The sequence below is a fragment of the Hymenobacter sp. UYCo722 genome (genome assembly GCF_040547115.1).
GTDB lineage: Bacteria > Bacteroidota > Bacteroidia > Cytophagales > Hymenobacteraceae > Hymenobacter.
Window position 1 is genome coordinate 221413 of record NZ_JBEPPC010000005.1, and the last position, 22768, is coordinate 244180.

Below are 22768 nucleotides of genomic sequence, written 5' to 3' on the forward strand. Positions count from 1 at the left end.
GGGAAGTGGCAAAAGGAGCTTTACGCCGGCAAGTCGCGCGGGTCGACCGGAATCAGGATAATATCGAGCACCGCGCCGGTGGGGGCGAGGCGCAGGCCAGTGAGGTTGCGCCCAAACACCGCGCCCGTGTCAATGTACATCGTGTGCGATTCGGGGTCGTGCACGGGCTCGCCGTCTTCCATCGGCGTGTGGCCCACCACCTGCAGCTTGTCGAGCCGCTTCAGCGGCCCGCGCACCCATAGGAGCCCGTCTGCACTGGCGGGGTCGTAGGCCTCGGGCGAGGCACTGATGCCGGCGTGGCTGGCCAGTACGTGGTCGTTTTGCCACAACAGCGGGCGCTGCTGCAGCCAGGGCAGGTGCCGGGCCAGCAGCTTGGGCTTGCGCTTATACTGCTCGGTGGTGCTGCGGCCGCCCCACTTCAGCCAGCCCAGCGCGGGGCCCTGGGGGCCGTAGTGGCGCAGCATGCTGGCCTCGTGGTTGCCCATGAGAAAGGTGGTCGAGGCCGGGTGCTGCTCGCTGAGCTGCCGGGCCAGTTCCACGGTTTCCGGAATCTGCGTGCCCCGGTCCACCAGGTCGCCGAGCTGGATGAGGTGGTCGGTGACCGGGTCCCAGCGCGTCAGTAGCTGGCTGAAGGTGTGAAAGCAGCCGTGCACATCGCCGACGAGGAAGAGATTCATTGGCGCTGAAAACAGTGAAACAGACGTGAAAGGTCCCCTTGGCGACGGGTTAAGCGGGCGTTTTCGCACGTTGCGCCACGCCCAGCCAGCGCACCAGCGGCCCAATGGTGAGACCCTGGCCGATGATTGAAAAAACCACCACCACGTAGGTAATGCCCACCAGCAGCTCGCGCGGCATGGTAGCGGGCAGGCTCAGGGCCAGGGCCACGGCCAAGCCACCGCGCAGCCCGCCCCAGGTGAGCACCGCAATGCTGTGGTCGGAAGTGCGAAACGCGCCGCCGAGGCGCAGCAGCCCCAGCGGCAGCGCCACCGCCGCCAGCCGCGCCGCCAGCACCACCCCAATGGCCGCCAGCCCCGCCAGCACCGTGCGCCCGGGAATATTCAGTACCAGCACTTCCAGGCCCATCAGCACGAAAAGCAGCGCATTCAGCACCTCATCCACCAACTCCCAGAACTTGTCGACGTAAGCCTGCGACGCACTCGAAAGCACCCCGCCGCTGCGGCTGAAATGGCCCACCAGCAGGCCGGCCATCACCATGGCCAGCGGGCCCGAGGTGTGCAGGCGGGTGGCCAGGGCCGTGCCGCCGGCCACCAGGCCCAGCGTCACCAGCACTTCTACCTGGTAGTTGTCGATAGTGCGCAGCAGCCAGGCCGTACCCAGCCCCAGGGCCGTACCCAGGGCCAGCCCGCCCACAGTTTCGCGCAAAAATACGCCCAGCGCGTGGCTCAGCGTCACGTCGCCGGGCCCGAGCAAGGCCACTTCCAGCGTCACCACGAACAGCACCACGCCTACGCCGTCGTTGAACAGCGACTCGCCCACAATTTTGGTTTCGAGCGATTTTGGGATATTGGCCTTGGTCAGAATACTGAGCACGGCCACCGGGTCGGTGGGCGAAATAAGCGCCCCAAACAGCAGGCAGTAGATAAAGGGTGTGGGCAGCCCCAGCCAGGGCAGCAGCAGGTACATGGCCCCCGCCACCAGCCCCGTGCTCAGGGGCGTGCCCACCAGGGCCAGCACGCCCACCGGCCAGCGCAGCCGCCCCAAGCTGCGCGTATCGACGTGAATGGCGCCCGCAAACAGCAAAAACCCCAGCATCACCTGCATCACGATGGTGCTGAAATCGAGCTTGTTCACCAGCTTCGCAAATTTCAGTATCGGCTTCACCTCAAAGCGCGCCAGCCCCACCAACACCAGCGACGCCACCAGCCCCAGCACCATCAGCCCGATAGCGGGGGGCATTTTGAGGAAGCGGTGGTTGAGGTAGGCAAAAGCTGCCGCCGTCACGAGCAGCAGGGCCAGGGCATCGTAGAGGTCCAAAGGCTAATGATTAATGGGTAGTGGTGAATGGTCAATGGTTAATCGGGCTATGAGGTCCGAGAAACAGCATTAATCACTAACCGTTAATCATTAACCATTGATAAAGCTGCCTCAATCCGGGCCACCATCGCGTCGTCCACATCGAGGTGGGTTACGAACCGAATCCACTGCGGCCCAAAGCTGCTCGCCCGGATGCCCTGCTGCTCCAGCGCGGCCAGGAACTGGGCGGCGGGCTGCATGTCGTGCAGGCGGAAGATGACGAGGTTGGTTTCCGGGTTCAGCACCTCGGCCACGTAGGGCTGCTGGCGCAGCGTGTTGGCCAGCTGGGCGGCGCGGCGGTGGTCGTCGGCCAGGCGGTCGACGTGGTTTTCGAGGGCGTACAGGCCGGCGGCGGCCAGGTAGCCGGCCTGCCGCCAGCCCCCGCCCATCACCTTGCGAATGCGCTTGCACTTCTGAATAAACGCCTTCGAGCCCAGCAGCACCGAGCCCACCGGCGCGCCCAGCCCCTTGCTCAGGCACACCGAAATCGAGTCGAAATACTGCCCGTAATCCTCGCTGCGCTGCCCGGTAGCCACCAGCGCGTTGAAAATGCGGGCCCCGTCGAGGTGCCGCGCCAGGCCGTGCTTCTTCGCCACGTTGCTGATGGCCTGCAAATCTTCCAGGGCGTAGCAGCTGCCGCCGCCGCGGTTGTGCGTGTTCTCCAGGCACACGAGGCGGGTGGTGGGGTAGTGCACGTTTTCGGGCCGGATGGCTCCTTCGACCTGCGCGGCCGTGAGGCGGCCCCGGTCGCCGGCCAGCAGTGCTACCGACGCGCTGGAGTGGAAGGCGATGCCGCCCACTTCCCACAAATAAACGTGGGCCGTCTGTTCGCAGATTACCTCGCTCAGCGGCTCGGTGTGGGCCTTGATGGCAATTTGGTTGGTCATGGTGCCCGAGGGGCAGAACAAGCCCGCCTCGATGCCGAAACGGGCGGCAGCGGCTTCTTCGAGTCGGCGCACGGTAGGGTCTTCCTCGTACACGTCGTCGCCCACCGGGGCGGCCCACATGGCGGCCAGCATGGCCGGCGTGGGGCGCGTCACGGTGTCGGAGCGCAGGTCGATAACAGGCAGGGCAGGGGTTTCGGCGGACATATAAGTGGGGTGCTTGGTGCTTGGTTCTTGGTGTTTGGTTGAGGGGATGGGCATGGATAGTCCGGTCAGATAGCGAAAAACCAAGCGCCAGGCACCAACAACCAGGTACCAAAAGTAGCGGCCAAATCCCCAGTCGTTCAGCAAAATGCCTCGCGGGCTTGCACTTTCGAAATGAAAGCCTTACTTTTGCCCTCCGTTTCGTAAGCCCCTAGACTTTAACCAATCCGGCACCATGTCCGTTACCCGCCTCAAGCGCAAGCACCGCAAGAACATTGCCCGCGCCAACAATAAGAAGAGCATTATCAAAGAGTTGCTCCGCACGCCCGTTCTGAAAAACGTGGACCTGGAAGAGCTGAAATCGCGCTTCACCACTGCTGCTCCCGCCACCGAAGCTGCCGCCAAAAAGGCTCCCGCCAAGAAAGTCGCCGCCGAAAACGCCGAAGCTTTCGACGCTGCCGACGCCGTAACCAAGCCGGTGAATGCCGACGGCCAGGAAGGCGAGCACCCCAAGCCCGAAATCGCGCTGTAATTACGTGGCTGCGGCCTTTGGCCGTCAGCTTCAGGTTTCAACGAGCCCCGTTTCCTGTTTTGCAGGTAGCGGGGCTTCTTGGTTTTGTTGCGGGTGATGAGCCGGCGTGGGGAGCGTCTTATATAGGGCCGCGTTGCGCAACCCTTCCAACGACAGGCCAATAGCGTCATTGCCCCGACCGCTTACCCAGCTCTACGGCCTGCAAATTTACCACCTTGCCGCCCTCAATGCCGAAGCGCAGCAGCGTGCGCATTTGGTGGAAGCCGTGGCGGCCGGCCGCGCCGGGGTTCAGGTGCAGCAGTTGGCGGCGCGGGTCGGGCATCACCCGCAGAATGTGGGAGTGGCCCGTTACGAACAGGCCGGGCCGGGTGGCGTCGAGCAGGGGCCGGGCAGCCGGCGCGTAGTGCCCCGGGTAGCCCCCAATGTGGGTAATTACCACCCGCAGGCCCTCAATTTCAAAGTCCTGCACCAGGGGTTGGGACCTTCGCACGTCCGTGCCGTCAATATTGCCGTACACGCCCCGAAACTGCGGCGCCAGGGCCTGCAATTCGTCCACCACGCGGGCGTCGCCGAAATCGCCGGCGTGCCATATTTCGTCGCAGCCGCGCAGATGATGCGCGATGCGCTCGTCGAAGTAGCCGTGGGTGTCGGAGAGTAGGCCAATGTGCGTCATGGCGCAAAGATGGGGCGGGCCGCGAAATCGGTTTGGCCCCGTATCTTGCGGCCGCTGCCTTCCGCCATATTCTTTTTTCTCTTCGGATACCGGCAGCCCCTGCTTGCCCGTCGTCTGTTTTTTTCAAGCCGCTTCTTCCGATGAACATTTTCATCAACGACATTCCGCTGGTTATCAAAAAGCTCAGCGAAAAAGTGTACAAGCACAAGTACGACCTCGTGCTGAACCCGGACGACGATTTCACGTCGAAAGACCTGATTGGCGACGTGCTGGTGCGCGACGCGGGTCCGCTGTTCGTCGACCGCCTGCTGCGGCTGATGGAAGTGAAAAAGCTGAAAAAGCTGAAGTCGCTGACCATGCTGGTGAAAAAGAAAAAATTCATCACCCTGCATTTTAAAGACCAGTTCAAAATTGCCAAAGCCGGCGGCGGGCTCGTGGTGAAGGGCGACCAGGTACTGATGATTTACCGCCTCGGCAAGTGGGACTTGCCCAAAGGCAAGCTCAAAAGCGACGAGGACCAGGCCGCGGGTGCGCTGCGCGAAGTGGAGGAGGAAACCAACATCAAGCTGGAGCTGGGCGAAGAGCTGCCCAGCACCTGGCACAGCTACGCCTACAAAGGCAACAAGATGCTGAAAAAAACCAGTTGGTATCTAATGAATTGCCTCGACGACACCTTGATGAAGCCTCAGACGGAGGAGTACATTGAGGAAGTGCGCTGGATGTCGCCCCAGGAAGCTTTGGCCAAGCTGGAAGATTCCTACGCCTCCATCGCGCTGGTGGTGCGGCACTACCTAAGCGAGATGGCCGGCAAGCCAAGCAAAGAAGCGAAAGCGAAATAGCTGCTTCGCGCAGTATATTCGCCAGTATGGGGCTACAACGCGTTATCAGTAAGGGAATAGCCGGGGCGGCGCTGGTAGGGCTGGTAGCGGCATGTTCGCATTCGGCCGAGCCGGTGCAGGAGCCGGGCCACTCGGCGGTTGCCCGGGCCGTTGCGTCGCCGCCCGGGCGGGCGGCGGTGGCCGTGCCCGCCCTGTTGGGGCTTTCCATCGATGACCTGGGCCGGCACCTGGGGGCACCGCGGCCCATGCCCGCCTCGGTGCGGGCTATGCTGAGCGAGCTGCCCGGCACGGACTCCGTCGATTCAACGCGCTTCTTCCGGAGCCGGCACCTCGATGTGGTGGTGAGCTACGATGCCGCTACGCGCCGTTTCAACGACTTGCTGCTGCTGGGGCCCGATGAGGACCTGCTAATGCAGCGGGCCGGCTTATCGGCTGAAGCCGCCAACTACCTGTTGCTACCGGTATTTCATGCCCGCCGACCCACGCAATTGCTGGGGCTGCGGGTCGTGCCAATCCCCTCCACTTTGCCGCAATAAACCCAGGCTAGCCCACCCGGGCCGGCAATTCAAACGGCACGAATGCCGATACATCGGCCCCAAACCGATGCAAATCGCGGATAATGGTGCTGCTGATGGCTCCCAGGGTGGGCGAGGTGAGCAGAAACACCGTTTCCAGCTCGGGAAAAACGTGCTGGTTGCCGTAGGCAATGGGTTTTTCGTATTCGAAATCGGGGCTGGTGCGCAGGCCACGCAGCAGGTAGCGCGCCCCGGTGGCGCGGGCGAACTCGGCCGTAAGCCCCTGATACAGTTGCACCGCTACGCGGGGCTCATCAACGAACAGGCCGGCAATCAGGGTCTGCATCTGTTCGGCGGGCAGGTAGCGCTGCTTAGCGCTGTTGGTACCCAGGGCGATGATGACTTCATCAAACAAGCCCAGCCCACGCCGCACAATATCAAGGTGCCCGGTGGTGAAAGGGTCGAATGAGCCGGGAAAAAGGGCAATGCGGGGCATTGTTATGAATGATAAATTGAATAACGTCGTGCTTCGACTGCGTTCAACATGACGTTATTTCCGGCTGAATCAGGCAAAGTGCAGGCTGAACAAGTCGAAATAACGGTATTCGAACACGTCGTTCAAACGGTAGCTGTACTGCGCGTTGGCGGGGCGGGGACCGAAATGCACGTTGCGCACGTAGGTGCGCAGCAGGCTGAACACGGCCGAATCGGGGGTGAGGTCGCCCCACACGGTCACCTCGTCGTGGTCGGGGTCGAGGGCTAATTCCTGCATCACCAAAATAGTGTAATACACCACGTCCTCGGCAGTAGTGCACGGAAACACGTTGCAGTATTCGAGGTGTTGGCCCAGCACCACGAGGGTGAGCTCCTGCTGGCCGGGGTTGAGGTAGAGCCGGCGCTGCGAGGCCGCCCCGCGCTGGTTGACGAGGCCCGCCAGTAGGGCGCTGGTGTGGTGCAGTAGGCGGCCCGTAGCCCCATAAGTAGCAGTGAGCCAGTTAGCCAGCGCGGCATCAGTGGCAAACACGTTCACCAGCTCCAAGCCGGGGTGGGTGGTGTGCCGAATGGTTTCGGTGGGCGAGGGCGTGTGGTGCAGGCGCAGGGCGGCGGCCTCGTCGCCGGCCCGGAACAGGGGGGCGGGCAGCAGCGTGAAAGCCCGGCCCGTTACGGCCAAGCGCACGGCATTCCAGCCGCGCAGGCTCAGGAAATCGTGCTGGGCGGCCAGCGCTGGTACGCCGCCGGCGGCCAGCTGGTATTCTTCGAGCACCACGAACTTGCGCCGTTCTACATCTGCCACGGCCACGTAGAGGCGGGCGGGGCCGGCCAGCAGGTAAAGATTGTAAGCAGCCGCGTTGGCGGGGTCGAAGGTTTCATCGCGCAGCTGGAGCAGCGCCGATGGCGCACCCGATGGCGCAGAAACAGGGAAGGATGCAGAAGCAGGCACGAATCGAAGCTAAAACCGGCCGGGTGGCCGGGGCTAAAGATAAGGCCTGACCACAGCAAACGGCATCGCGCGAAGCCAGCTTCCGGGCCGATATGGCTTAGCGGCTACAAAAAGTGCAGCTGCGGCACAAAAATGTCGTCGGGGCTAAGTACCAGCCGCAGCACGGGATGCAGCTGGGCCGGAGGTAATTGTTGCAGCTGGCGCGGGGTAAACCATTGTAGCTCGGTTAGGAGCTGGGCATCGGGGCCGTGCTCGGGGTCGTGGCCCAGCTGGGGAGCCGTGTCGTCCTCGGCCAGTACCTCAAAAAATAGCTCCAGCGCCTGCAGCGGCCCCTGGCTGAACTCGTGCAGATGCAAAAAGCGGCCAACGCGCACCGCCAGCCCGGTTTCTTCCCGAAACTCGCGCACCAGGGCTTCTTTTACGCTTTCGCCAAACTGCCAGCCCCCACCCGGCGGCGACCAGAAGGGCATCTGCTCGGGCAGCAACCCCCGGTGCGCCGCCAGCAGCATCGCGCCATTGCGTAGCAGCAGGCCCCCCACGCGCACGCGCACCCGGCCGGCGTAGGCCTGAAGCAAGGCATCGGAAAAATCGGAATGAGAGGCAGGCAGCATGGCAGGAACGGTATTCGGCGAAACAAAAGCAGCCCAATAGGCTTGCCCGACTAACGGCCCGCCGCGCACATTGTTTTACTTGGCGGTCGAAAAAGCTCCTTATTCGGGTTCGCCGCCGCTTCAGTGGTAAAGGGGCGTCCGGCGGCCCACTTAGCGCAGAGGCCCGGCGGTTGCAAGCCGGGTTGTGCGCCGCCGCGCCCGCCAGCGGCGCAGCCGGCTCAGAATATACACCAGCAGCAACAATACCAGTCCGGCCGCCAGCAGCGGCAGCAGCAGCGTAAGGGCCACGCCCCCCACAGCCGCCGTGTTTTCGACGGTAGCCAGCACCGGGTTGGCCAGGCCGCCGGTAGTAGCCGTGGAAGCCCCGCGTAACAGCGCGGTACCGGTTTGCACCAGCCCGGCCGTGCCGCCGCCCACCAATATGCCCAGCGTCCAGCGCAGGGTGGGGTCGAGGTGGGGCAAGGCCGAGGTCATGAGAATGGTGCCGGCCACGAAGGAGGCGGGCGTAGTGAGCGTGTCGAGCAGGTGGTCGAAGAAGGGCACGTAGTAGCCCGCGATTTCGGCCACCGTGGCCGTTGCCAGCGTAACGAGCGCCGCCCAGCTACCCAGCCATGCAAAGCCCGCCGCGGGGGCAAGGTATCCGGTGTGGTAAGCCAGGCTGGCCGCCAGTAGCGGCACAAACACCCGAAACCCGCTGCACGCCGCCAGCCCCAGGCCCAGCGCGCCCGCTACTACATACTGCATGGCCGGCCCGGTTTCCATCATGGCTTCAAAGCGAAAGTGAGGCCGAAAGATAGGGGCGCGCCAGCTAAGCCAGTACCTTTGGCACACTGCCGGGCAAGTGCCTAACCCGCCCTACTAAAGCCGTTTTGTGGGCCTAAAAAGTATTAACCCTCGTGGCCGAGCACAAGGCAGTATAAAACTCCAAACCGCCTGCCGCCTTCAGCATCTTTTTATTAACTCAGCTTTCGTTATCCGTGTCTTCTGATAATCAAACATCTGCCAAAAACGCCGTCCCGGGTCATCCTGATGACCTCGAAATCCGCATCCGGCGCAAGCTGGAGCGCCAGCATTTTATGCACCTCATCGGGGCCGACCTCACGCTCATTACGCCCGGTCGCGTCGAGGCCGAGCTGGCCCTGGAGCAGCAGCACCAGCAGCAGCGCGGTTTTGCCCACGGCGGTTTAGTAGCAACAATGGCCGACCTGGTGGCCGGGTTCGCGGCCGTTACGCTGCTGCCGGATAATCATGGCCTTGTCACGGCCGACCTGCGCGTGTCGTACCTGCACCCCGGCGTGGGGCAGCGCCTGCGGGCCATTGGTTGGGTATTGAAACCCGGCCGTCGCCTGCACTTCTGCGAGGCCGAAGTATGGTGCGATGAACGGCTGATTGCCAAGGCCAGCGCTACCATGGCGGTGATTGAACCTGTTTAATACCAACTCATGGTTTCTAACCAGACAAAAGCCCTGAAAGCCATTCATAAACTTTTGGTTTTCGGGCGATGGCTGGCCTTTGAAGGAACATCAGGTAAATAATTAGCTTGGTTCTTCGATGATATAGAATTACTACCTGCACTGATGATGCGAGACAAAAACACCGATGAGCTATTTGCTTCGCATCTGATGCAAGTTTGCCTTAAGTTTAATTGCAGTCACATTTTTGCGCAGTATAGCAGTGGTCTTGTGTAACTAAAACTTATCGATTTAAGATTAATGCTTTCCCTCCGCACCCCATCCGTTCGCGACTACTTTCCTTACGCACCCACCGACGACCAGGCCCTGCTCTTCACGCAGCTTGACGCTTTTTTGCGGGACCAAATGCCGGGCCGCAAGGTATTTGTGCTGCGCGGCTACGCGGGCACCGGCAAAACCACCGTGGTGAGCGCCCTGGTGCAGTGGCTGCACAAAATGCAGCGCAAATACACCCTGATGGCTCCCACCGGGCGCGCGGCGAAGGTGATGGCCGGCTACGCGGGCGTGGCCGCCAGCACCATTCACAAGAAAATTTACCGCCAGACCAGCGGCGCGCCCAGCGAGCGGCTCAACTTCCAGCGCCAGCCTAACCGCACCGAGCAAACCCTGTTTATCGTGGACGAAGCCTCGATGATTTCGGACGAAAAAGCCTTCGGTGAAAACGGTTTGCTCGATGATTTGATGGGCTTCGTGTTCGAGAAAACCAGCAATAAGCTGCTGCTCATCGGCGACACGGCCCAGCTGCCGCCGGTGGGCCAGCTGCTGAGCCCGGCCCTCGACCCTGAGCTGCTGGCCCACCGCTTCCGGGCCGAAGTGGGCACCGTGGAGCTGCGCCAGGTAATGCGTCAGGCCCAGGAATCGGGTATTCTGGTGAATGCTACGGAATTGCGCGAGGAGCTGCGCGAGGAGGTGCCCAAGATTCAGCTGCACACGCTGGGGTTTCGCGATATTTTTAAGATGGGGGGCGACAAGCTGGAGGATGGCCTGCGCTGGGCCTACCGCAACTACGGCCACGAAAACACCACCATCATCTGCCGCTCAAACCGCAACGCCAACCAATACAACCAGCTCATCCGGCGGGCGTTGTTCGATGCCGAGGAGGAGATTGAGGGCGGCGACTACCTGATGGTGGTGCGCAACAACTACTTCTGGCTGCCGAAGGATTCCGAAATTGGCTTCCTGGCCAACGGCGACTTCCTGCAAATCAGCAAGGTTATCCGGCGCGAGGAGATGTATGGCTTCCACTTCGCGCAGGCCCAGGTGCGGCTGGTCGATTATCCCGACGAGCCCGAAATTGAGGTGAAGCTGCTGCTCGACACCCTGCACACCGAAAGCCCGGCCCTGCCCTCCGACCGCAATAACGCCCTGTATCTGGCCGTGAGCGAAGATTATGCCCACCTCAAAACCAAAGCCGAGCGCTACAAGGAAATGCGCAAGGACCCGTATCTGAACGCGCTGCAAATTAAATTTGCCTACGCCCTCACCTGCCACAAGGCCCAGGGCGGGCAGTGGCAGGCCGTGTTTGTCGACCACGGCTTTCTGAAGCCCGACGAGCCGCTGGCCGGTGAGTTTGCCCGCTGGCTCTACACGGCCATCACGCGGGCCTCGGAACGGCTGTTTCTGCTCAATTTTCAGCAGCAGCTGGTGGGCGACCCACCGCCCGAAGACTAGCCCGGGAACCGAACCGGGCTTCATTGGGTCTTCAGGTGGGGCATCGCACTTTGGTCGTAAATTTGCAAGGCCCGGCGAAAACCCTAAATTTGTACAACGCCAACTCCATTCAATCCCTTCTTCAACTGCTGACCATGAAAAAAACCCTGCTTCTCGCCCTAAGCCTCACGGCTGCTGCTTTCACCACCTCGCACGCCCAGACTGCTGCTACTAAGCCGCTTGGCCCCGTGGCCGGCCCCGCCATCACGTTCGAAGAGGTGAAGTACGACTTCGGCTCGGTAGTAGCCGGCGGCACCGTCGACCACACCTTCAAGTTTAAGAACACGGGCACCGCGCCCCTCATCATCTCCAACATTGGCGTGAGCTGCGGCTGCACCACCCCGGAGTGGACCAAAGCCCCCGTGCTGCCCGGCAAAACCGGCACCATCGCGGCGCACTTCAATTCGACCGGCAAAATGGGCATGCAGAACAAAGTGCTGACCATTGAGTCGAACGCCGCTGCCGGCAGCACCACCGTGTCGCTGGTTGGCGAAGTAAAAGAAGCCGCCGCCACCGCCATGACCACTTCGGGTGCCATGACCACTTCGGGCGACGTGAAAATGAAGGATGACGGCAACAAAACCAAAATTAAAGGTGACGCCGGCAAGATGAAAGCCAAGATGAAAAACTAATTGCCGCAGCCCGTTTGCTGCTGCGACATCACAAAAAAGGCCTTCCACGCATGTGGAAGGCCTTTTTTTGTGGCAGCTAGTGCGCGGCGGCTACAGCTCGCGCACGGCCAGCAGCAGGCTTACCCAGCCGCCCAGCAGCAGCAGGCCGCCAATGGGGGCCACGGCCCCCAGCTTGGTAATACCCGTGAAACACAGCGCGTAGAGCGAGCCGCTGAAAACGACAATGCCGCCGGCCCACAGCGCGCCAGTAGTGCCGAGGGGGCGCAGCTCGGGCCGGATGGCCCACAGCACACCCACGGCCAGCAGGGCCAGGGCGTGGTAAAACTGGTAGCGTACGGCGGTTTCAAAAGTGTCGAGGCGGCCGGCGCGCACCAGCGTATCGTGCAGGGCGTGGGCCCCGAAGGCCCCGATAGCTACGCCCAGCGCGCCAAACAGGGCGGCCAGCTGAAGCAGAAGTCGAGCAGTCATAAGCAGGAAACGGGATGATGAATGATGCCGCAAAGGTACGGCCGCCAGCGGGCCAGCGGCTCAAATCTGACGCTTGAGGCGCACGGTAGTGGTCTGGAGCTCGCCATCGGGCCGCCGCAGCAACAGCAGCAGGTTCCGGCCATCCTCCGAGTGCATGATGCGGCTAAGCTGGGTGAGGTTGAAAAAATTAGCCGGAATCAGGTTGATGCTGACCAGCTCCATCTCGGGCTGGAGGCCGGCGGCGGCGGCCGGCGAATTGGGCATCACGCGCAGGATAACGTAACGGCGCAGGTCGGCCCCAACGGCCATCAGCTCAATGCCGCACATGTCGTGCTCAAACGCGTCGCGTAGCTGCAGGTTGGGCCGCAGCAGCAGGCGCTGGTGCGGGTAATCAATCACTAGCGAAAACCGCTTCAGCAGTTCGTAGCCCACGTTGCCATTGCGCGGCACATCAATGCGGCGGTGCACGTCGGCTGAATTGGGGAAGGACGTGAGCACGTTCGGCAGCGTGTAACGGCCCAGCTTCAGCTGCGGGACCCGGCCCAGAAACCCCTGTACCACCCCGGTCAGGCCCCGGCCCAGGTCGGTGGGCAGGCGTTGGGACGGGGCTCTCAGGCGGGAGTCCGAGTCGAGCTCGATGGACAGCGCGTGGCTGGCACCGGTATCGAGCACCAGTTTCAGGGGTAGCGTCAGCGAATCGGTGAGCTGCACGGGAGCCGTGAAATAGGCTTTATTGTTTTCCAGGCTCAGGGGCAGCGACGACCATGAGCGGCCTTTGGGCGCGCGGTAGGCATCGGGCGTCGTGGCAATCAGGTGGCCCTCTTCGGGCCGCAGCGTCACCACAAAGCTGCGAAACAGCTCGGAGCCCAGGATGCCGTGAATGGGCACCCCCACGTAGCCCGACAGGTTCAGCACATCCTGCGAGAGCACCAGCACGGGCATGTAATCGGCCACTATTCCGGGCAGGCCCACCCGCACGCTATCGGCCTGATAAGCCTGCAGGCCGGTATCGGAGCCGCCTGCGCCCGTAACGCGAAAGATTTGCCCGTGGCGTAGTTGCAGCGAATCGGCCAGGGCGGGCGAGGTGATGATGGCCGTAGCAACCCCCGTATCGAGCAGGAAGTTGAATGGGCCATAGCCATTCAAAGTAGCGCTGATTACGAGTAGGTTACGCTGAATCTGAAGCGGAACGCGCATCCGGTGCCGGCGTAGCTTCTCGAAGCGGAACGGGCCGGCCGGCGTCGTGTTCTGCGCTAAGCATGCTCCAGCCGGGCCAATGGCCAGCGCCGGGCAAAGTAGCAAACCGAGCAGGAGTACGCGTAAGATTCCCATAAGTCCGGATTTCCGGGACGTAAATAACGTGATAAGTCGCGCTTATTTATTGGGTAGGGGCGCGAAATAATCAGGGCAATTCCCAGGTGCCGTTTGGCTCGTAACGCAGTTCTCCATTGCCCACGTGCAGGGGGGCGGCCACGTTGTTGTGGTAGAGCTGGCCCGTGCCCAGCCCCTGCGGGAACCCCCGCACATCGTATTCGCCCGTGAGCTGGGCCACGGCGTTCAAGCCCACATTGGACTCCAGGGCCGACGTTAGCCACCAGCCAATGCCCCGGGATGCGGCCAGGGCAATCCAGTGGCGGGTGGCGGCGTGGCCGCCCAGCAGCGTGGGCTTGAGCACGATATAGGCCGGCTGAATGGCGTCGAGCAGCGCCGCCTGACGGGCTGGGTTGGTTACCCCAATCAATTCTTCATCGAGCGCGATGGGCAGGGGCGAGGTGCGGCAAAGCGCGGCAAGTGCGGCCGTTTGCCCCGCCGCCAGGGGCTGCTCGATGGAATGCAGGCCAAATTCGGCCAGCTGTGCCAGCTTGCGCGGAGCATCAGCGGGGGCAAAAGCGCCGTTGGCATCGACGCGGAGGGTGAGCTGCTCCGGCCCGGCCACCGCTCGTATTTCGGCTAGAATAGCCAACTCGGTGGCAAAGTCGAGGCTGCCAATCTTTAACTTGAGGCAGGCGTAGCCCGCCGCCAGCTTCTGCTGAATCTGTTCGCGCATGAACCCCGCGTCGCCCATCCACACCAGGCCATTAATCGGCAAAACGGCCTTTCCCTCGCTGAACGCATTGGTATAGAGCTGCCGCCGGCCGCCATTGGCCAGGTCGAGTACGGCCGTTTCGAGCGCGAACTTGAGGGCCGGCCACCCGGGGCCAACTAGGGCGGGCACGTCTGCCAGGGCGAGCGAATCGAGCCGGGCGGCGTTCAGGCGCTCGCACAATGAGGACACGGCCCCGGCAAAGCCAGGGCCGTGGTCGGGGCTGAGGCCCGCCAGTGGCGCGGCCTCGCCCAAGCCGGTTACGGCCGGGCTATCGGAGTGGGTGAGGTGCAGGTACCAGGCCACATGTTCGGCCAGGGACCCGCGCGAAGTGCGAGCCGGAAAATTAAAGCGTAAGGCGCGCTGGGAGAACCGAAGGTGCAGCATGCCGCAAAGATGCGGCTGCGCGGCGGTAACCGGCGGGCGGCTAGTCGTTGCTGCTGCCGGCTTTGCCCCGGCGGCTTACCAGGCCGCCTTTGCGGCCGGCATCGCGGGCCTCATCGGCCGAGAAGCGGTGGCCCCGGCCGCTGGCGTGCGAGGCTTTGCCGCCTTCGCTGGCAATGCGCCGCTGGGTTTCGGGGCTCATGGCCGCGAAACCGCGCCGGCTTTTGCTGCCCAATCGGTTGGCGGGTCGGGTAGCGGGCTTAGCGGCCGACACATCAGGGTGATTGGCGGCGGCAATGGGGGAGGCGGAGGACTGAGAAGTAGCAACCATGGGAAAGGGGAAAAGGGACAATAAATGAGACTGTTATTGCAAGGGTTGATTGTACTTAATATCCTTGTTTAGGTTCTCTATATTCAACGATATCTGCTATAAATGGCGATTAATACGGAGGTGCTTCTACGTATTAGTGAGGAGCTTTTGCGTGTTTATCGGGGTTGTCGTAAGTGTAGCGCTAATTGAAAGTCCTGAATTGGGCTGGCCGGTCGCAACCTCTGGCCCCGGCTTTCAGTTAGCCATTGAGAACGGCTTTGTGCTGTCTTACCCACCGCCAACTTATGCTACCAGCTGCCACTGCTTCGCTGCCTACTTTCGCCCCGGCCCACCAAACCTGGCCATCCCGCTACCGCGCCGTGCGCGACCAAAGCCAGGCTCTCTGCGCCCCGCTGCTGCCCGAAGACACCGTGGTGCAGCCCACCCTCGACGTGAGCCCACCCAAATGGCACCTGGCCCACACCACCTGGTTCTGGGAAACGTTTTTGCTGCGCGAGTACGCGGCGGGCTACCAGGAGCTCCACCCCCAGTACGCTTACCTTTTCAATTCCTACTACAACTCGTTGGGCTCGCGCGTGAACCGGGCCGATCGGGGCACGCTCTCGCGCCCGGCACTGGCCGAGGTGCTGGCTTACCGGGCGCATGTTGATGCCGCTATGCTGGCCTTGCTGGACCATGAAGCCGACCTGCCGGAGGCTTTTTTCGAACTGCTGGAGCTGGGCTTGCAGCACGAACAGCAGCACCAGGAGTTGCTGGCCACCGACATCAAGTACATCCTCAGCACCAGCCCGCTGGCTCCCGAGTACCTGCCGGCGGCAGCGTTGCCCGCCGTAGCCGGTGCCGCCCCGCCGATGGCTTGGCTGCCGGTGCCGGGCGGGGTGCACCGCGTTGGTTTCCAGGAAGAAGGGTTTTGCTTCGATAATGAGCTGGCGGCCCACGACGTGCTATTGGCCCCCTTCGAGCTGCAAAACCGCCTCGTAACCAACGCCGAATACCTTGAGTTTGTGGAGGCCGGGGGCTACCGCGATTTCCGCTATTGGATGGGCGAGGGCTGGGACCTGGCGCAGGCCCAGGGCTGGGAAGCCCCGCTGTACTGGGTGCGGCAGGAGGGAGGCTGGTTCCGTTTCACCCACCACGGCCTGCGGCCGGTGGAAATGGCCGCGCCGGTCACCCACATCAGCTTTTACGAGGCCGATGCCTACGCCAACTGGTCCGGTGCGCGCCTGCCCACCGAAGCCGAGTGGGAAGCGGCCGCCCGGCACTTCGAGCCTACTCCCCACGGCGGCACCTGGCTCGAAAGCGCGCGCTTCGACCCGCAGCCCCTGCCCGCCGATGCCGACCCCAGCCAGTGCCACCAGCTGCTGGGCGACTGCTGGGAGTGGACGTATTCGGCCTACCACGCCTACCCCGGCTACGCCCGCGCCGCCGGGGCGCTGGGCGAGTACAACGGCAAGTTTATGGTGAACCAGCTGGTGCTGCGCGGGGGCTCATGCGCCACGCCCGAAAGCCATATCCGCGTCAGCTACCGCAATTTCTTTCATGCCGATAAGCGCTGGCAGTTCACGGGCCTGCGGCTGGCCCGCTAGGCCCAGGCCCGCGTTTTTCGCCACCTTCGCCCGGCCAATGTCCGGCTGATTCTTTTCTTTGCTTTTGATGATGCAAGTACCTGCTTCCGATACGGCCTTACGCTCCGCCGATACCGCGCTGGCCCGGCATGTGGCCGAAGGCCTGGCCCGCAGCCCCAAAACCCTCTCGTCGATGTATTTCTACGACGATGCGGGGAGCCGGCTGTTTCAACAAATAATGGATTTGCCCGAATACTACCCCACGCGGGCCGAGTTTGCCATTTTCCGGGAGCATGGGGCCGCTATTGGGGCCGCGTTGGGCGGCACGGCCGGCGAGCCGTTTACGCTGGTGGAGCTCGGGGCCGGCGACGGGGCCAAAACACAGCTGTTGCTGCGCGAGCTATTGGCCGCCGCCTCAAATTTCACCTACGCGCCCGTCGATATTTCGGCCGGGGCCATGGGCGGGCTGGTCGCTTCGCTGGCCCGCGAGCTACCCAATTTGCGCGTCGTGCCGGTAGTAGCGAGCTATGCCGATGCGCTCGACCAGCTGCGCAATCAGCAGGGCCGCAAAGCCATGCTGTTTCTGGGGTCCAACATCGGCAACTTCGGCCCGGCCGAGCGGCTCGATTTTCTGCGGCAGCTGGCCGCCCCGCTGGGCGAGGACGACCGCCTGCTCATCGGCTTCGATTTGCGCAAGGACCCGCGCCGCATTCGGGCGGCCTACGACGATGCGCAGGGCATCACCGCCGCCTTCAACCTCAACCTGCTCACCCGCCTCAACCGCGAGCTGGGGGCCGATTTCGACCTGGCCCACTGGCAGCACTACACCGACTACGAGCCCCTGACCGGGGCCGTGCGCTCGTTCCTGGTGAGCACCGAGGCACAGTCCATTTATTTCGAAGCCCTGGAGCTAACGGTGCCCTTCGCGGCCTGGGAAGTCATCCATACCGAGAATTCCTACAAATTTACCCGCCCCCAGATTGAAGCCCTGGCGGCCGAAGCGGGCCTGCGAGTGGTCGACTTCTTCACCGATGGGGCCGGCGACTTTGCCGACGTGGTACTGGCTGCCCGCTAGGTTATATCTGCGACAATATTGATAATCTCAAGCCCGTCGTGCTTTTGATTTGACGTTCCAACGACTCGAAATCCGGCCCAATCTTTTGCCTTTTTCCATAATGCCCGATGCTCCTGCTGCCTCTTCCGCCACGCTGCCGCTGGTGAGCCTGGCCTCGGGCTACGGCCACTTCGCGGTGCCGGCCGTGGCCCTGGCCGCCGCCACCAGGGTGCTGGCCACCGCCGGGCAGCAGGCCGAACCGCTGGCGGTGGCACCAACTGCCGGCCTGCCGACGTTGCGGGCGGCGCTCGCGGCCCGCTACCGCCTACGCGGTGCGCTAATCGTGGAACCCGAAAACGTGCTGGTGACGGCCGGGGCCAAAACAGGCCTTTTCGCCCTGCTTAGCGAGCTGCTGGCACCCGGCGACGATGTGCTGCTGCCCACGCCCAACTGGTTTGGCTTTGGCGAGCTGGTGCGCCGGGCCGGGGGGGTGCTGCGCGCATTGCCGCTGGCCGCCGCCGACAACTATGCCCTCCCGCCCGGGGCATTGCGGGCGGCCCTCACGCCGGCCACGCGCCTGCTCATCCTCAGCAACCCCAATAACCCCACCGGCCGCGTGTTTTCGGCTGAAGAGTGGGCGGGCCTGCTGGCCGTGACGGCTGAATTCCCCGACCTGTGGGTGCTGAGCGACGAGATTTACGAAGGCATCAGCTTTGGCCCGGTGCCGGTGCCCACGCTGCTGGCCCAGCCTGGGGCCGGGCCGCGGCACGTGGTGGTGAGCGGCTTCTCGAAGTCGCTGGCGCTGGCGGGCTGGGGGGTAGGCTGCCTGGTGGCCCCGTCCGCGCTGGCGGCCGCCGTGGCGGCGCGGCTGTTTGCCACGGGCGTGGCGGTGCCGGTGCCCGCCCAGTTGGCCGCCCTGGCCGCTACCGAACAGGCCGAGGCCATTGGTGCGGCACTATGCGCGCAGCTGCAACCCACCCGCCAGCTGCTGCTGGCCGGGCTGGCGGCCCTGCCCGGGGCCGGCACGGTGATTGCGCCCGAAGGTACCTACTACGTGTTCGCCGATTTCTGCCGCTTCCTGGCTCCCGGGCTGCCGGCGGCCGATGCGTCGGCGGCGCTGGTGCGGCGGCTGGCGGCGGCTGGCGTTGAGGTAGTGGACGGCGCGAGCTGCGGCGCTCCGGGCTTCGTCCGGCTGTCGTACGCGGTGCCGGAAGCGGTACTGGTCGAAGCGCTGACGCGGTTGCGAGCCGGGTTAGTGGGCGAATAGGGGTGGGGAGTAGCTGCCCATTACTTTCGACTGGCTTCAAGCGAATTTTGGCCGGCGGCAAACCATGCTGACGGGACTGCCAGCCCCCAGCCCAGGGACGGCAGCCGTACCTTTGCCGAAAATACGAACAGGCGTCATGTTGGATAAATTACGGCCGCACTGGCGGCCAACGATACTGCTGGCCTACCCGGTGGTGCTGTCGCAGGTGGGGCACGTGCTGGTGGGTTTTGTCGATTCGGTGCTGGTGGGCAAGCTGGGTACGGTACCGCTGGCCGCCGTGAGCCTGGGCGTAAACAGCGTGAACGTCATCATGATTCTGGGCATTGGTCTGAGCATGGGCAGCGTGCCCCTGGTGGCGGCCGCCGATGGCCGCCGCGACCCCGCCGACCTGGCCCGCCTGCTCGTGTCGTCGGTGTGGCTGAGTGCGCTGGCCGGGTTGGCGCTGGCCGGGCTGGGGCAGCTGGTGCCCGCGCTGATGCACTTTCTGGGGCAGCCGCCGGCCGTGGAAGCGCTGGCCGCGCCGTGGGTACGGGTTATCAGCTGGTCATTCCTGCCCCTGATGCTGTTCCAGGGTTTCCGCGAATTTGCCGAGGGCCTGGGCCTCACGCGGCAGGCCATGTGGCTGTCCATCGGGGCCAACGTGGTGAACGCCGCCCTGTGCTACGCCCTCATTTTCGGGCACTGGGGAGCCCCCGCCATGGGCATGATGGGGGCCGCCTGGGCCACCCTGGCCGCGCGCTGGCTCATGGCCGTGCTGATGGGGGCCTACGTGCTGCTGGCCCCGCGCCTGGCCGGGGTGCGCGCCGCCATCAGCAGCTGGCGGCCCGATGGCGCTACGTTGTTTCGCCTCTTCGACCTGGGTGCGCCCATTGGCGTGCAGATGGCGTTTGAAGTGGGGGCCTTTGCCGCCGCCGCCATTATGATTGGCTGGCTGGGGGCCGTGCCGCTGGCCGCCCACCAGGTCGCCATCAACTTGGCTTCGATGACCTACATGGCGGCCAGCGGCATCGCGGCGGCGGCCACCATTCGGGTGGGGCGGCTGTCGGGCGCGGGCAGCCGGGCCGAGGCGCGCCTGGCGGGCACGGCGGCCTACGTGCTGGGCTTTGCCTTCATGGGCAGCATGGGGCTGCTCTTTATCGGGTTTCGGCAGCATGCGCCACTGCTCTATAGCCACGACCCGGCGGTGGTGGCCCAGGCCGGCACGCTGCTGCTGGTCGCGGCCCTGTTTCAGGTGTCGGATGGCGTGCAGGTGGTGGGGCTGGGGGCGTTGCGCGGGCTGGGCGACGTGAAAGTGCCCTCCGTGGTGGCCCTGCTGGCCTACTGGGCCGTGGCCCTGCCGCTGGGCTACTGGCTGGGCTTCGGCCTGCACCTGGGGGCACCCGGGGTGTGGACGGGCCTGCTCGCCGGCCTCAGCATCGTGGCCGTGGTGCTGATGGTGCGCTTCCGCCGCGAAACCGCGCCCGAGTACGTGGCTCCCGTGTCCGCGCCGGAGCTGGCGTAGGCGAGCGGAACGGTTTTTGACTGAGCGCCGCCGACTCCTTATTTTAATCTTTTCCGCAATGAATTCATTCTTCTTTCCGCTGCTGCTGTTGGGCGGCTTCGTGCAGGCCCCGGCTCCCGGGCCGGGCCGTCAGGCTCCGGCCGCCAAGGCCGTTGCTGCTGCTGCCCCGGTCATTACCTGGTCGGCCGAACGCCGCCTGACGCTGGCCGATTTCCAGGCCCGCGCTCCGCTGGGCAATCCGCTATCAGCCTCCACTTCGTCCAACATCAAGGCCGATGCGGCGTGCAAGGACTATGTGTTCAGCAGTACCGTTGCGGCCACGTTCGACCCCAATACTTCGTGGGTACGCAACCCGCAAAAGGCTTCGGAGGCCTTGTTACGGCACGAGCAGCTGCATTTTGACATTACCGAAATGTATACTCGCATCATGCGCCAGCGCCTGCAGCTATTCGCCGCCCGGGCCAACTGCGAGAAGCTCCAGCCGGGTTTCAACAATACCACCAAGCTGGTGTATGCCGACTGGGACCGCGAGCAAAACCGCTACGACATGGAAACCAACCACGGCCTGAACGCCGTGCGCCAGGCCGCCTGGGAAAAGCAAACCGCCGCCAAGCTCGAAATGCTCAAGCCCTTCGCCCAGTAGCTCCGCCCAATGCCTGAAAACGCACTTTCCTGGACCGAATTCGAGCGCGTCGACCTGCGCGTGGGCACAATCGTAGAAGCCCGGCCCTTTCCCGAGGCGCGTCGCCCAGCCTACCAGCTGCTCATCGACTTCGGCCCCGAAATCGGCCTGAAAAAGTCCAGCGCCCAGATTACGCACCACTACTCGCTGGCCGAGCTGCCCGGCCGGCAGGTGCTGGCCGTAGTAAACTTCCCGCCCAAGCAGATTGGGAAATTCCGCTCCGAGGTATTGGTCACCGGCTTCGCCGATGCCGACGGCTACATTGTGCTGGCTACCGTGGCCGGCCCCTTGCCCAACGGCCAGCGACTGGTGTAGGGACGGGGCCTGCCCCCGGCCGTTGAACGAAGCAGCCGTAAACCGTCCAATGCCCGGGCGGGGGCAGGCCCCGCCCCTACATCATTCGGATGAACCCGCGCTACCCGTGCGGTACCGCCGGTGGCCCTACGGGCAGCGGGGGAAACTTCTTCTGCCTTTCCTTCAGCGTGTCGACAACGGCCTGGTAGAGCTCGGGCAGGTCCTTGCTATGCGCGCCGTAGTAGCGGTAGCTGTGGTGCAGGGCCGAATCGGTTACCTGACGCCTCCAAAGCATGCTTTTCTGCTCGGCCAGGAAGAGGGCGCGGGCCGTGTCGGGAGCCAGCCGGCTGTTTTCAATCTGGGCTTCGAGCTGTTGCAGGTCGGCCAGCAGGGCCGCCATACGCTCTTTGGAGAGCAGGTCGGCGGGCCGGGGGGCCTCTTCGGGGCGCTGGCAGGCGGCCAGGGTCAGCAGCAAAGCGGGTAGGAGCGGGGCCAGGCCGCGGCGGCAGAATGATTTCACGCCGTAAAGTTAGCCGCCCGCCGTAGCTTCGCCGTCAGTAGCTGTTAGCCATTAGCTGCCGGCCGTTAGCTTTTAAATGAGCGCGGCTACGTCAGAAAGCTAACAGCTAACGGCTAATAGCTCGCAGCCAACCCCATGAACCCCTCCGTGCCCTCGGCCCTCACCGATTTGGTGCGCCGCCTGCGCCATCTCGAAATCCGCATCCGCAAGGCGGTGGAGGCCCAGCTACAGGGCGATTTTCACTCCGTGTTCAAAGGCACGGGCCTGGAATTCGACGACGTGCGCCTTTACCAGTACGGCGATGAGGTGCGGGCCATTGACTGGGCGGTGAGCAGCAAGGGCCACGGCACTTTTGTGAAAACCTACAAGGAGGAAAAGGAGCAGCAAGTAATGGTGCTTCTCGACGTGAGCGCCTCGCTCGACGTGGGCGACGGCCAGCGCCGCAAGCTCGACGTGGCCCGCGACATTGCCGGGCTGCTGGCGCTGTCGGCCGCCCGGCAGGGCTCGGCCCTGGGCCTGCTGGCCTTCAGCGACCAGCAGGAGCTCTACCTGCCGCCCGGCAAAGGCCCCCGCGCCGCCTACGCGCTGATAAACCGGCTCTTTGCTTTGCAACCCGCCTCGCCGCGCACGGGCCTGGCCGCCGGCATCCGGCAGGCGCTGGGGCTGCTGAAGCGCCGCACGCTGGTGGTACTGGTGTCGGACTTTATTGATGGCAGCTACGAGCGCGAGCTCACCATGCTGGCTCAGCGCCACGACCTGATTGTGGTGCAGCTGCTGGCCCCGCGCGAGCGCAGCTTCCCGGCGCTGGGCATCGTGCCCCTGCGCGACGCCGAAACCGGCCAGATGCGCTGGGTGAACACGTCGGCCGCCGCCTTTCGGGCCGGCATCGAGGCCGCCGCCGACCGCCACGAGGCCGAACTCGTAAACCTGTGCCGCCGCACCCGCACCGGTTTCCTGGCCCTGAGCACCGAGGGCGACTTCGTGCCCCAGCTCGTGAACCTGTTCCGCCATCGCCAACAGTCGGGTCGCCGTGGGTAAGCGCAGCGCCAGAGCTATCCAGCACCTCATGCTG

At 63.9% G+C, this 22768-nt stretch carries 26 protein-coding genes; 13 read left to right on the plus strand and 13 right to left on the minus strand.

The features are described from left to right. Positions 1-20: 20 nt before the first annotated feature. From ABIB44_RS13965 to ltaE, 3 genes are all read right to left on the minus strand, one after another. Entirely contained in the window at positions 21-677 is a 657-nt protein-coding gene (locus ABIB44_RS13965) for a metallophosphoesterase family protein (RefSeq protein ID WP_354585262.1), read from the minus strand. Positions 678-726: 49 nt separating this feature from the next. Then, a complete protein-coding gene (locus ABIB44_RS13970; RefSeq protein WP_354585263.1) occupies positions 727-1995 on the minus strand; it encodes a cation:proton antiporter in 1269 nt (422 codons plus the stop codon). An 83-nt stretch (positions 1996-2078) separates the two neighbouring features. Then, entirely contained in the window at positions 2079-3125 is a 1047-nt protein-coding gene (gene ltaE / locus ABIB44_RS13975) for a low-specificity L-threonine aldolase (RefSeq protein WP_354585264.1), read from the minus strand. Positions 3126-3357: 232 nt separating this feature from the next. Here ltaE and ABIB44_RS13980 point away from each other — a divergent pair, with 232 nt between their 5' ends. Continuing rightward, the gene (locus tag ABIB44_RS13980) at positions 3358-3654 is read left to right on the plus strand and encodes a hypothetical protein (protein ID WP_354585265.1); all 297 of its coding nucleotides are present in this window, start codon (positions 3358-3360) and stop codon (positions 3652-3654) included. 166 nt (positions 3655-3820) lie between these two features. Here ABIB44_RS13980 and ABIB44_RS13985 read toward each other — a convergent pair whose 3' ends face one another. Then, on the minus strand, positions 3821-4327 hold the full coding sequence (locus ABIB44_RS13985; RefSeq protein ID WP_354585266.1) for a metallophosphoesterase family protein: 507 nt from the start codon (positions 4325-4327) through the stop codon (positions 3821-3823). A 140-nt stretch (positions 4328-4467) separates the two neighbouring features. Between ABIB44_RS13985 and ABIB44_RS13990 the strand changes: the two genes are divergently transcribed. Both ABIB44_RS13990 and ABIB44_RS13995 read left to right on the plus strand, forming a co-directional pair. Next, the gene (locus tag ABIB44_RS13990; RefSeq protein ID WP_354585267.1) at positions 4468-5166 is read left to right on the plus strand and encodes an NUDIX hydrolase; all 699 of its coding nucleotides are present in this window, start codon (positions 4468-4470) and stop codon (positions 5164-5166) included. A 26-nt stretch (positions 5167-5192) separates the two neighbouring features. Beyond that, complete coding sequence (locus ABIB44_RS13995) at positions 5193-5702, plus strand: hypothetical protein (RefSeq protein ID WP_354585268.1); 510 nt, start codon at positions 5193-5195, stop codon at positions 5700-5702. Between the two features lie 7 nt (positions 5703-5709). Here ABIB44_RS13995 and coaD read toward each other — a convergent pair whose 3' ends face one another. The 4 genes from coaD to ABIB44_RS14015 all read right to left on the minus strand — a co-directional run bounded on the left by coaD (position 5710) and on the right by ABIB44_RS14015 (position 8498). Next, the gene (gene coaD, locus ABIB44_RS14000; protein WP_354585269.1) at positions 5710-6177 is read right to left on the minus strand and encodes a pantetheine-phosphate adenylyltransferase; all 468 of its coding nucleotides are present in this window, start codon (positions 6175-6177) and stop codon (positions 5710-5712) included. Positions 6178-6246: 69 nt separating this feature from the next. Next, positions 6247-7122: a DUF3822 family protein gene (locus ABIB44_RS14005; RefSeq protein ID WP_354585270.1), complete on the minus strand. Its 876-nt coding sequence runs from the start codon at positions 7120-7122 to the stop codon at positions 6247-6249. 104 nt (positions 7123-7226) lie between these two features. After that, positions 7227-7733, minus strand: coding sequence for an NUDIX domain-containing protein (locus tag ABIB44_RS14010; protein ID WP_354585271.1), 507 nt, complete (start codon positions 7731-7733; stop codon positions 7227-7229). Between the two features lie 150 nt (positions 7734-7883). Beyond that, positions 7884-8498, minus strand: coding sequence for a DUF4126 domain-containing protein (locus tag ABIB44_RS14015; protein ID WP_354585272.1), 615 nt, complete (start codon positions 8496-8498; stop codon positions 7884-7886). 212 nt (positions 8499-8710) lie between these two features. Between ABIB44_RS14015 and ABIB44_RS14020 the strand changes: the two genes are divergently transcribed. The 3 genes from ABIB44_RS14020 (at position 8711) to ABIB44_RS14030 (ending at position 11547) form a co-directional block, all read left to right on the plus strand. Beyond that, a complete protein-coding gene (locus ABIB44_RS14020; RefSeq protein ID WP_354585273.1) occupies positions 8711-9166 on the plus strand; it encodes a PaaI family thioesterase in 456 nt (151 codons plus the stop codon). Positions 9167-9445: 279 nt separating this feature from the next. Further along, entirely contained in the window at positions 9446-10876 is a 1431-nt protein-coding gene (locus ABIB44_RS14025) for an ATP-dependent DNA helicase (protein WP_354585274.1), read from the plus strand. 134 nt (positions 10877-11010) lie between these two features. Then, on the plus strand, positions 11011-11547 hold the full coding sequence (locus ABIB44_RS14030) for a DUF1573 domain-containing protein (RefSeq protein ID WP_354585275.1): 537 nt from the start codon (positions 11011-11013) through the stop codon (positions 11545-11547). Positions 11548-11637: 90 nt separating this feature from the next. On the opposite strand, the gene ABIB44_RS14035 is transcribed toward ABIB44_RS14030, so the two are convergent. The 4 genes from ABIB44_RS14035 to ABIB44_RS14050 form a co-directional block, all read right to left on the minus strand. Beyond that, positions 11638-12015 (minus strand): DUF423 domain-containing protein, encoded by a 378-nt coding sequence (locus tag ABIB44_RS14035; RefSeq protein WP_354585276.1) that lies wholly within the window; start codon positions 12013-12015, stop codon positions 11638-11640. Positions 12016-12075: 60 nt separating this feature from the next. Then, on the minus strand, positions 12076-13347 hold the full coding sequence (locus tag ABIB44_RS14040) for an aspartyl protease family protein (RefSeq protein ID WP_354585277.1): 1272 nt from the start codon (positions 13345-13347) through the stop codon (positions 12076-12078). Positions 13348-13417: 70 nt separating this feature from the next. Next, a complete protein-coding gene (locus tag ABIB44_RS14045; protein WP_354585278.1) occupies positions 13418-14485 on the minus strand; it encodes an o-succinylbenzoate synthase in 1068 nt (355 codons plus the stop codon). A 40-nt stretch (positions 14486-14525) separates the two neighbouring features. Continuing rightward, complete coding sequence (locus ABIB44_RS14050; RefSeq protein ID WP_354585279.1) at positions 14526-14813, minus strand: KGG domain-containing protein; 288 nt, start codon at positions 14811-14813, stop codon at positions 14526-14528. A gap of 284 nt (positions 14814-15097) precedes the next feature. Here ABIB44_RS14050 and egtB point away from each other — a divergent pair, with 284 nt between their 5' ends. The 6 genes from egtB (at position 15098) to ABIB44_RS14080 (ending at position 21197) form a co-directional block, all read left to right on the plus strand. Beyond that, on the plus strand, positions 15098-16399 hold the full coding sequence (egtB, locus tag ABIB44_RS14055; protein ID WP_354585280.1) for an ergothioneine biosynthesis protein EgtB: 1302 nt from the start codon (positions 15098-15100) through the stop codon (positions 16397-16399). 67 nt (positions 16400-16466) lie between these two features. Then, positions 16467-17453, plus strand: coding sequence for an L-histidine N(alpha)-methyltransferase (gene egtD, locus ABIB44_RS14060; protein ID WP_354585281.1), 987 nt, complete (start codon positions 16467-16469; stop codon positions 17451-17453). Between the two features lie 100 nt (positions 17454-17553). After that, the gene (locus ABIB44_RS14065; RefSeq protein WP_354585282.1) at positions 17554-18699 is read left to right on the plus strand and encodes a pyridoxal phosphate-dependent aminotransferase; all 1146 of its coding nucleotides are present in this window, start codon (positions 17554-17556) and stop codon (positions 18697-18699) included. A 136-nt stretch (positions 18700-18835) separates the two neighbouring features. Beyond that, complete coding sequence (locus tag ABIB44_RS14070; protein ID WP_354585283.1) at positions 18836-20200, plus strand: MATE family efflux transporter; 1365 nt, start codon at positions 18836-18838, stop codon at positions 20198-20200. 58 nt (positions 20201-20258) lie between these two features. Beyond that, the gene (locus ABIB44_RS14075; RefSeq protein ID WP_354585284.1) at positions 20259-20843 is read left to right on the plus strand and encodes a DUF922 domain-containing protein; all 585 of its coding nucleotides are present in this window, start codon (positions 20259-20261) and stop codon (positions 20841-20843) included. A gap of 9 nt (positions 20844-20852) precedes the next feature. Next, positions 20853-21197 carry a tRNA-binding protein gene (locus ABIB44_RS14080; RefSeq protein ID WP_354585285.1) on the plus strand — a complete coding sequence of 115 codons (345 nt, stop codon included), beginning with the start codon at positions 20853-20855 and terminating at the stop codon, positions 21195-21197. A gap of 100 nt (positions 21198-21297) precedes the next feature. Here ABIB44_RS14080 and ABIB44_RS14085 read toward each other — a convergent pair whose 3' ends face one another. Further along, positions 21298-21696 (minus strand): DUF4296 domain-containing protein, encoded by a 399-nt coding sequence (locus ABIB44_RS14085; protein WP_354585286.1) that lies wholly within the window; start codon positions 21694-21696, stop codon positions 21298-21300. Positions 21697-21831: 135 nt separating this feature from the next. Between ABIB44_RS14085 and ABIB44_RS14090 the strand changes: the two genes are divergently transcribed. Further along, positions 21832-22734 (plus strand): DUF58 domain-containing protein, encoded by a 903-nt coding sequence (locus tag ABIB44_RS14090; RefSeq protein WP_354585287.1) that lies wholly within the window; start codon positions 21832-21834, stop codon positions 22732-22734. Positions 22735-22768 lie beyond the last annotated feature (34 nt).

Coding starts and splice junctions, on each gene's coding strand:
- ABIB44_RS13965 (WP_354585262.1), bottom strand. CDS start 677: ATGAATCTCTTCCTCGTCGGCGATGTGCACGGCTGCTTTCACACCTTC.
- ltaE (WP_354585264.1), bottom strand. CDS start 3,125: ATGTCCGCCGAAACCCCTGCCCTGCCTGTTATCGACCTGCGCTCCGAC.
- ABIB44_RS13980 (WP_354585265.1), top strand. CDS start 3,358: ATGTCCGTTACCCGCCTCAAGCGCAAGCACCGCAAGAACATTGCCCGC.
- ABIB44_RS13985 (WP_354585266.1), bottom strand. CDS start 4,327: ATGACGCACATTGGCCTACTCTCCGACACCCACGGCTACTTCGACGAG.
- ABIB44_RS13990 (WP_354585267.1), top strand. CDS start 4,468: ATGAACATTTTCATCAACGACATTCCGCTGGTTATCAAAAAGCTCAGC.
- ABIB44_RS13995 (WP_354585268.1), top strand. CDS start 5,193: ATGGGGCTACAACGCGTTATCAGTAAGGGAATAGCCGGGGCGGCGCTG.
- coaD (WP_354585269.1), bottom strand. CDS start 6,177: ATGCCCCGCATTGCCCTTTTTCCCGGCTCATTCGACCCTTTCACCACC.
- ABIB44_RS14010 (WP_354585271.1), bottom strand. CDS start 7,733: ATGCTGCCTGCCTCTCATTCCGATTTTTCCGATGCCTTGCTTCAGGCC.
- ABIB44_RS14015 (WP_354585272.1), bottom strand. CDS start 8,498: ATGATGGAAACCGGGCCGGCCATGCAGTATGTAGTAGCGGGCGCGCTG.
- ABIB44_RS14025 (WP_354585274.1), top strand. CDS start 9,446: ATGCTTTCCCTCCGCACCCCATCCGTTCGCGACTACTTTCCTTACGCA.
- ABIB44_RS14030 (WP_354585275.1), top strand. CDS start 11,011: ATGAAAAAAACCCTGCTTCTCGCCCTAAGCCTCACGGCTGCTGCTTTC.
- ABIB44_RS14035 (WP_354585276.1), bottom strand. CDS start 12,015: ATGACTGCTCGACTTCTGCTTCAGCTGGCCGCCCTGTTTGGCGCGCTG.
- ABIB44_RS14040 (WP_354585277.1), bottom strand. CDS start 13,347: ATGGGAATCTTACGCGTACTCCTGCTCGGTTTGCTACTTTGCCCGGCG.
- ABIB44_RS14045 (WP_354585278.1), bottom strand. CDS start 14,485: ATGCTGCACCTTCGGTTCTCCCAGCGCGCCTTACGCTTTAATTTTCCG.
- ABIB44_RS14050 (WP_354585279.1), bottom strand. CDS start 14,813: ATGGTTGCTACTTCTCAGTCCTCCGCCTCCCCCATTGCCGCCGCCAAT.
- egtB (WP_354585280.1), top strand. CDS start 15,098: ATGCTACCAGCTGCCACTGCTTCGCTGCCTACTTTCGCCCCGGCCCAC.
- egtD (WP_354585281.1), top strand. CDS start 16,467: ATGATGCAAGTACCTGCTTCCGATACGGCCTTACGCTCCGCCGATACC.
- ABIB44_RS14065 (WP_354585282.1), top strand. CDS start 17,554: ATGCCCGATGCTCCTGCTGCCTCTTCCGCCACGCTGCCGCTGGTGAGC.
- ABIB44_RS14070 (WP_354585283.1), top strand. CDS start 18,836: ATGTTGGATAAATTACGGCCGCACTGGCGGCCAACGATACTGCTGGCC.
- ABIB44_RS14075 (WP_354585284.1), top strand. CDS start 20,259: ATGAATTCATTCTTCTTTCCGCTGCTGCTGTTGGGCGGCTTCGTGCAG.
- ABIB44_RS14080 (WP_354585285.1), top strand. CDS start 20,853: ATGCCTGAAAACGCACTTTCCTGGACCGAATTCGAGCGCGTCGACCTG.
- ABIB44_RS14090 (WP_354585287.1), top strand. CDS start 21,832: ATGAACCCCTCCGTGCCCTCGGCCCTCACCGATTTGGTGCGCCGCCTG.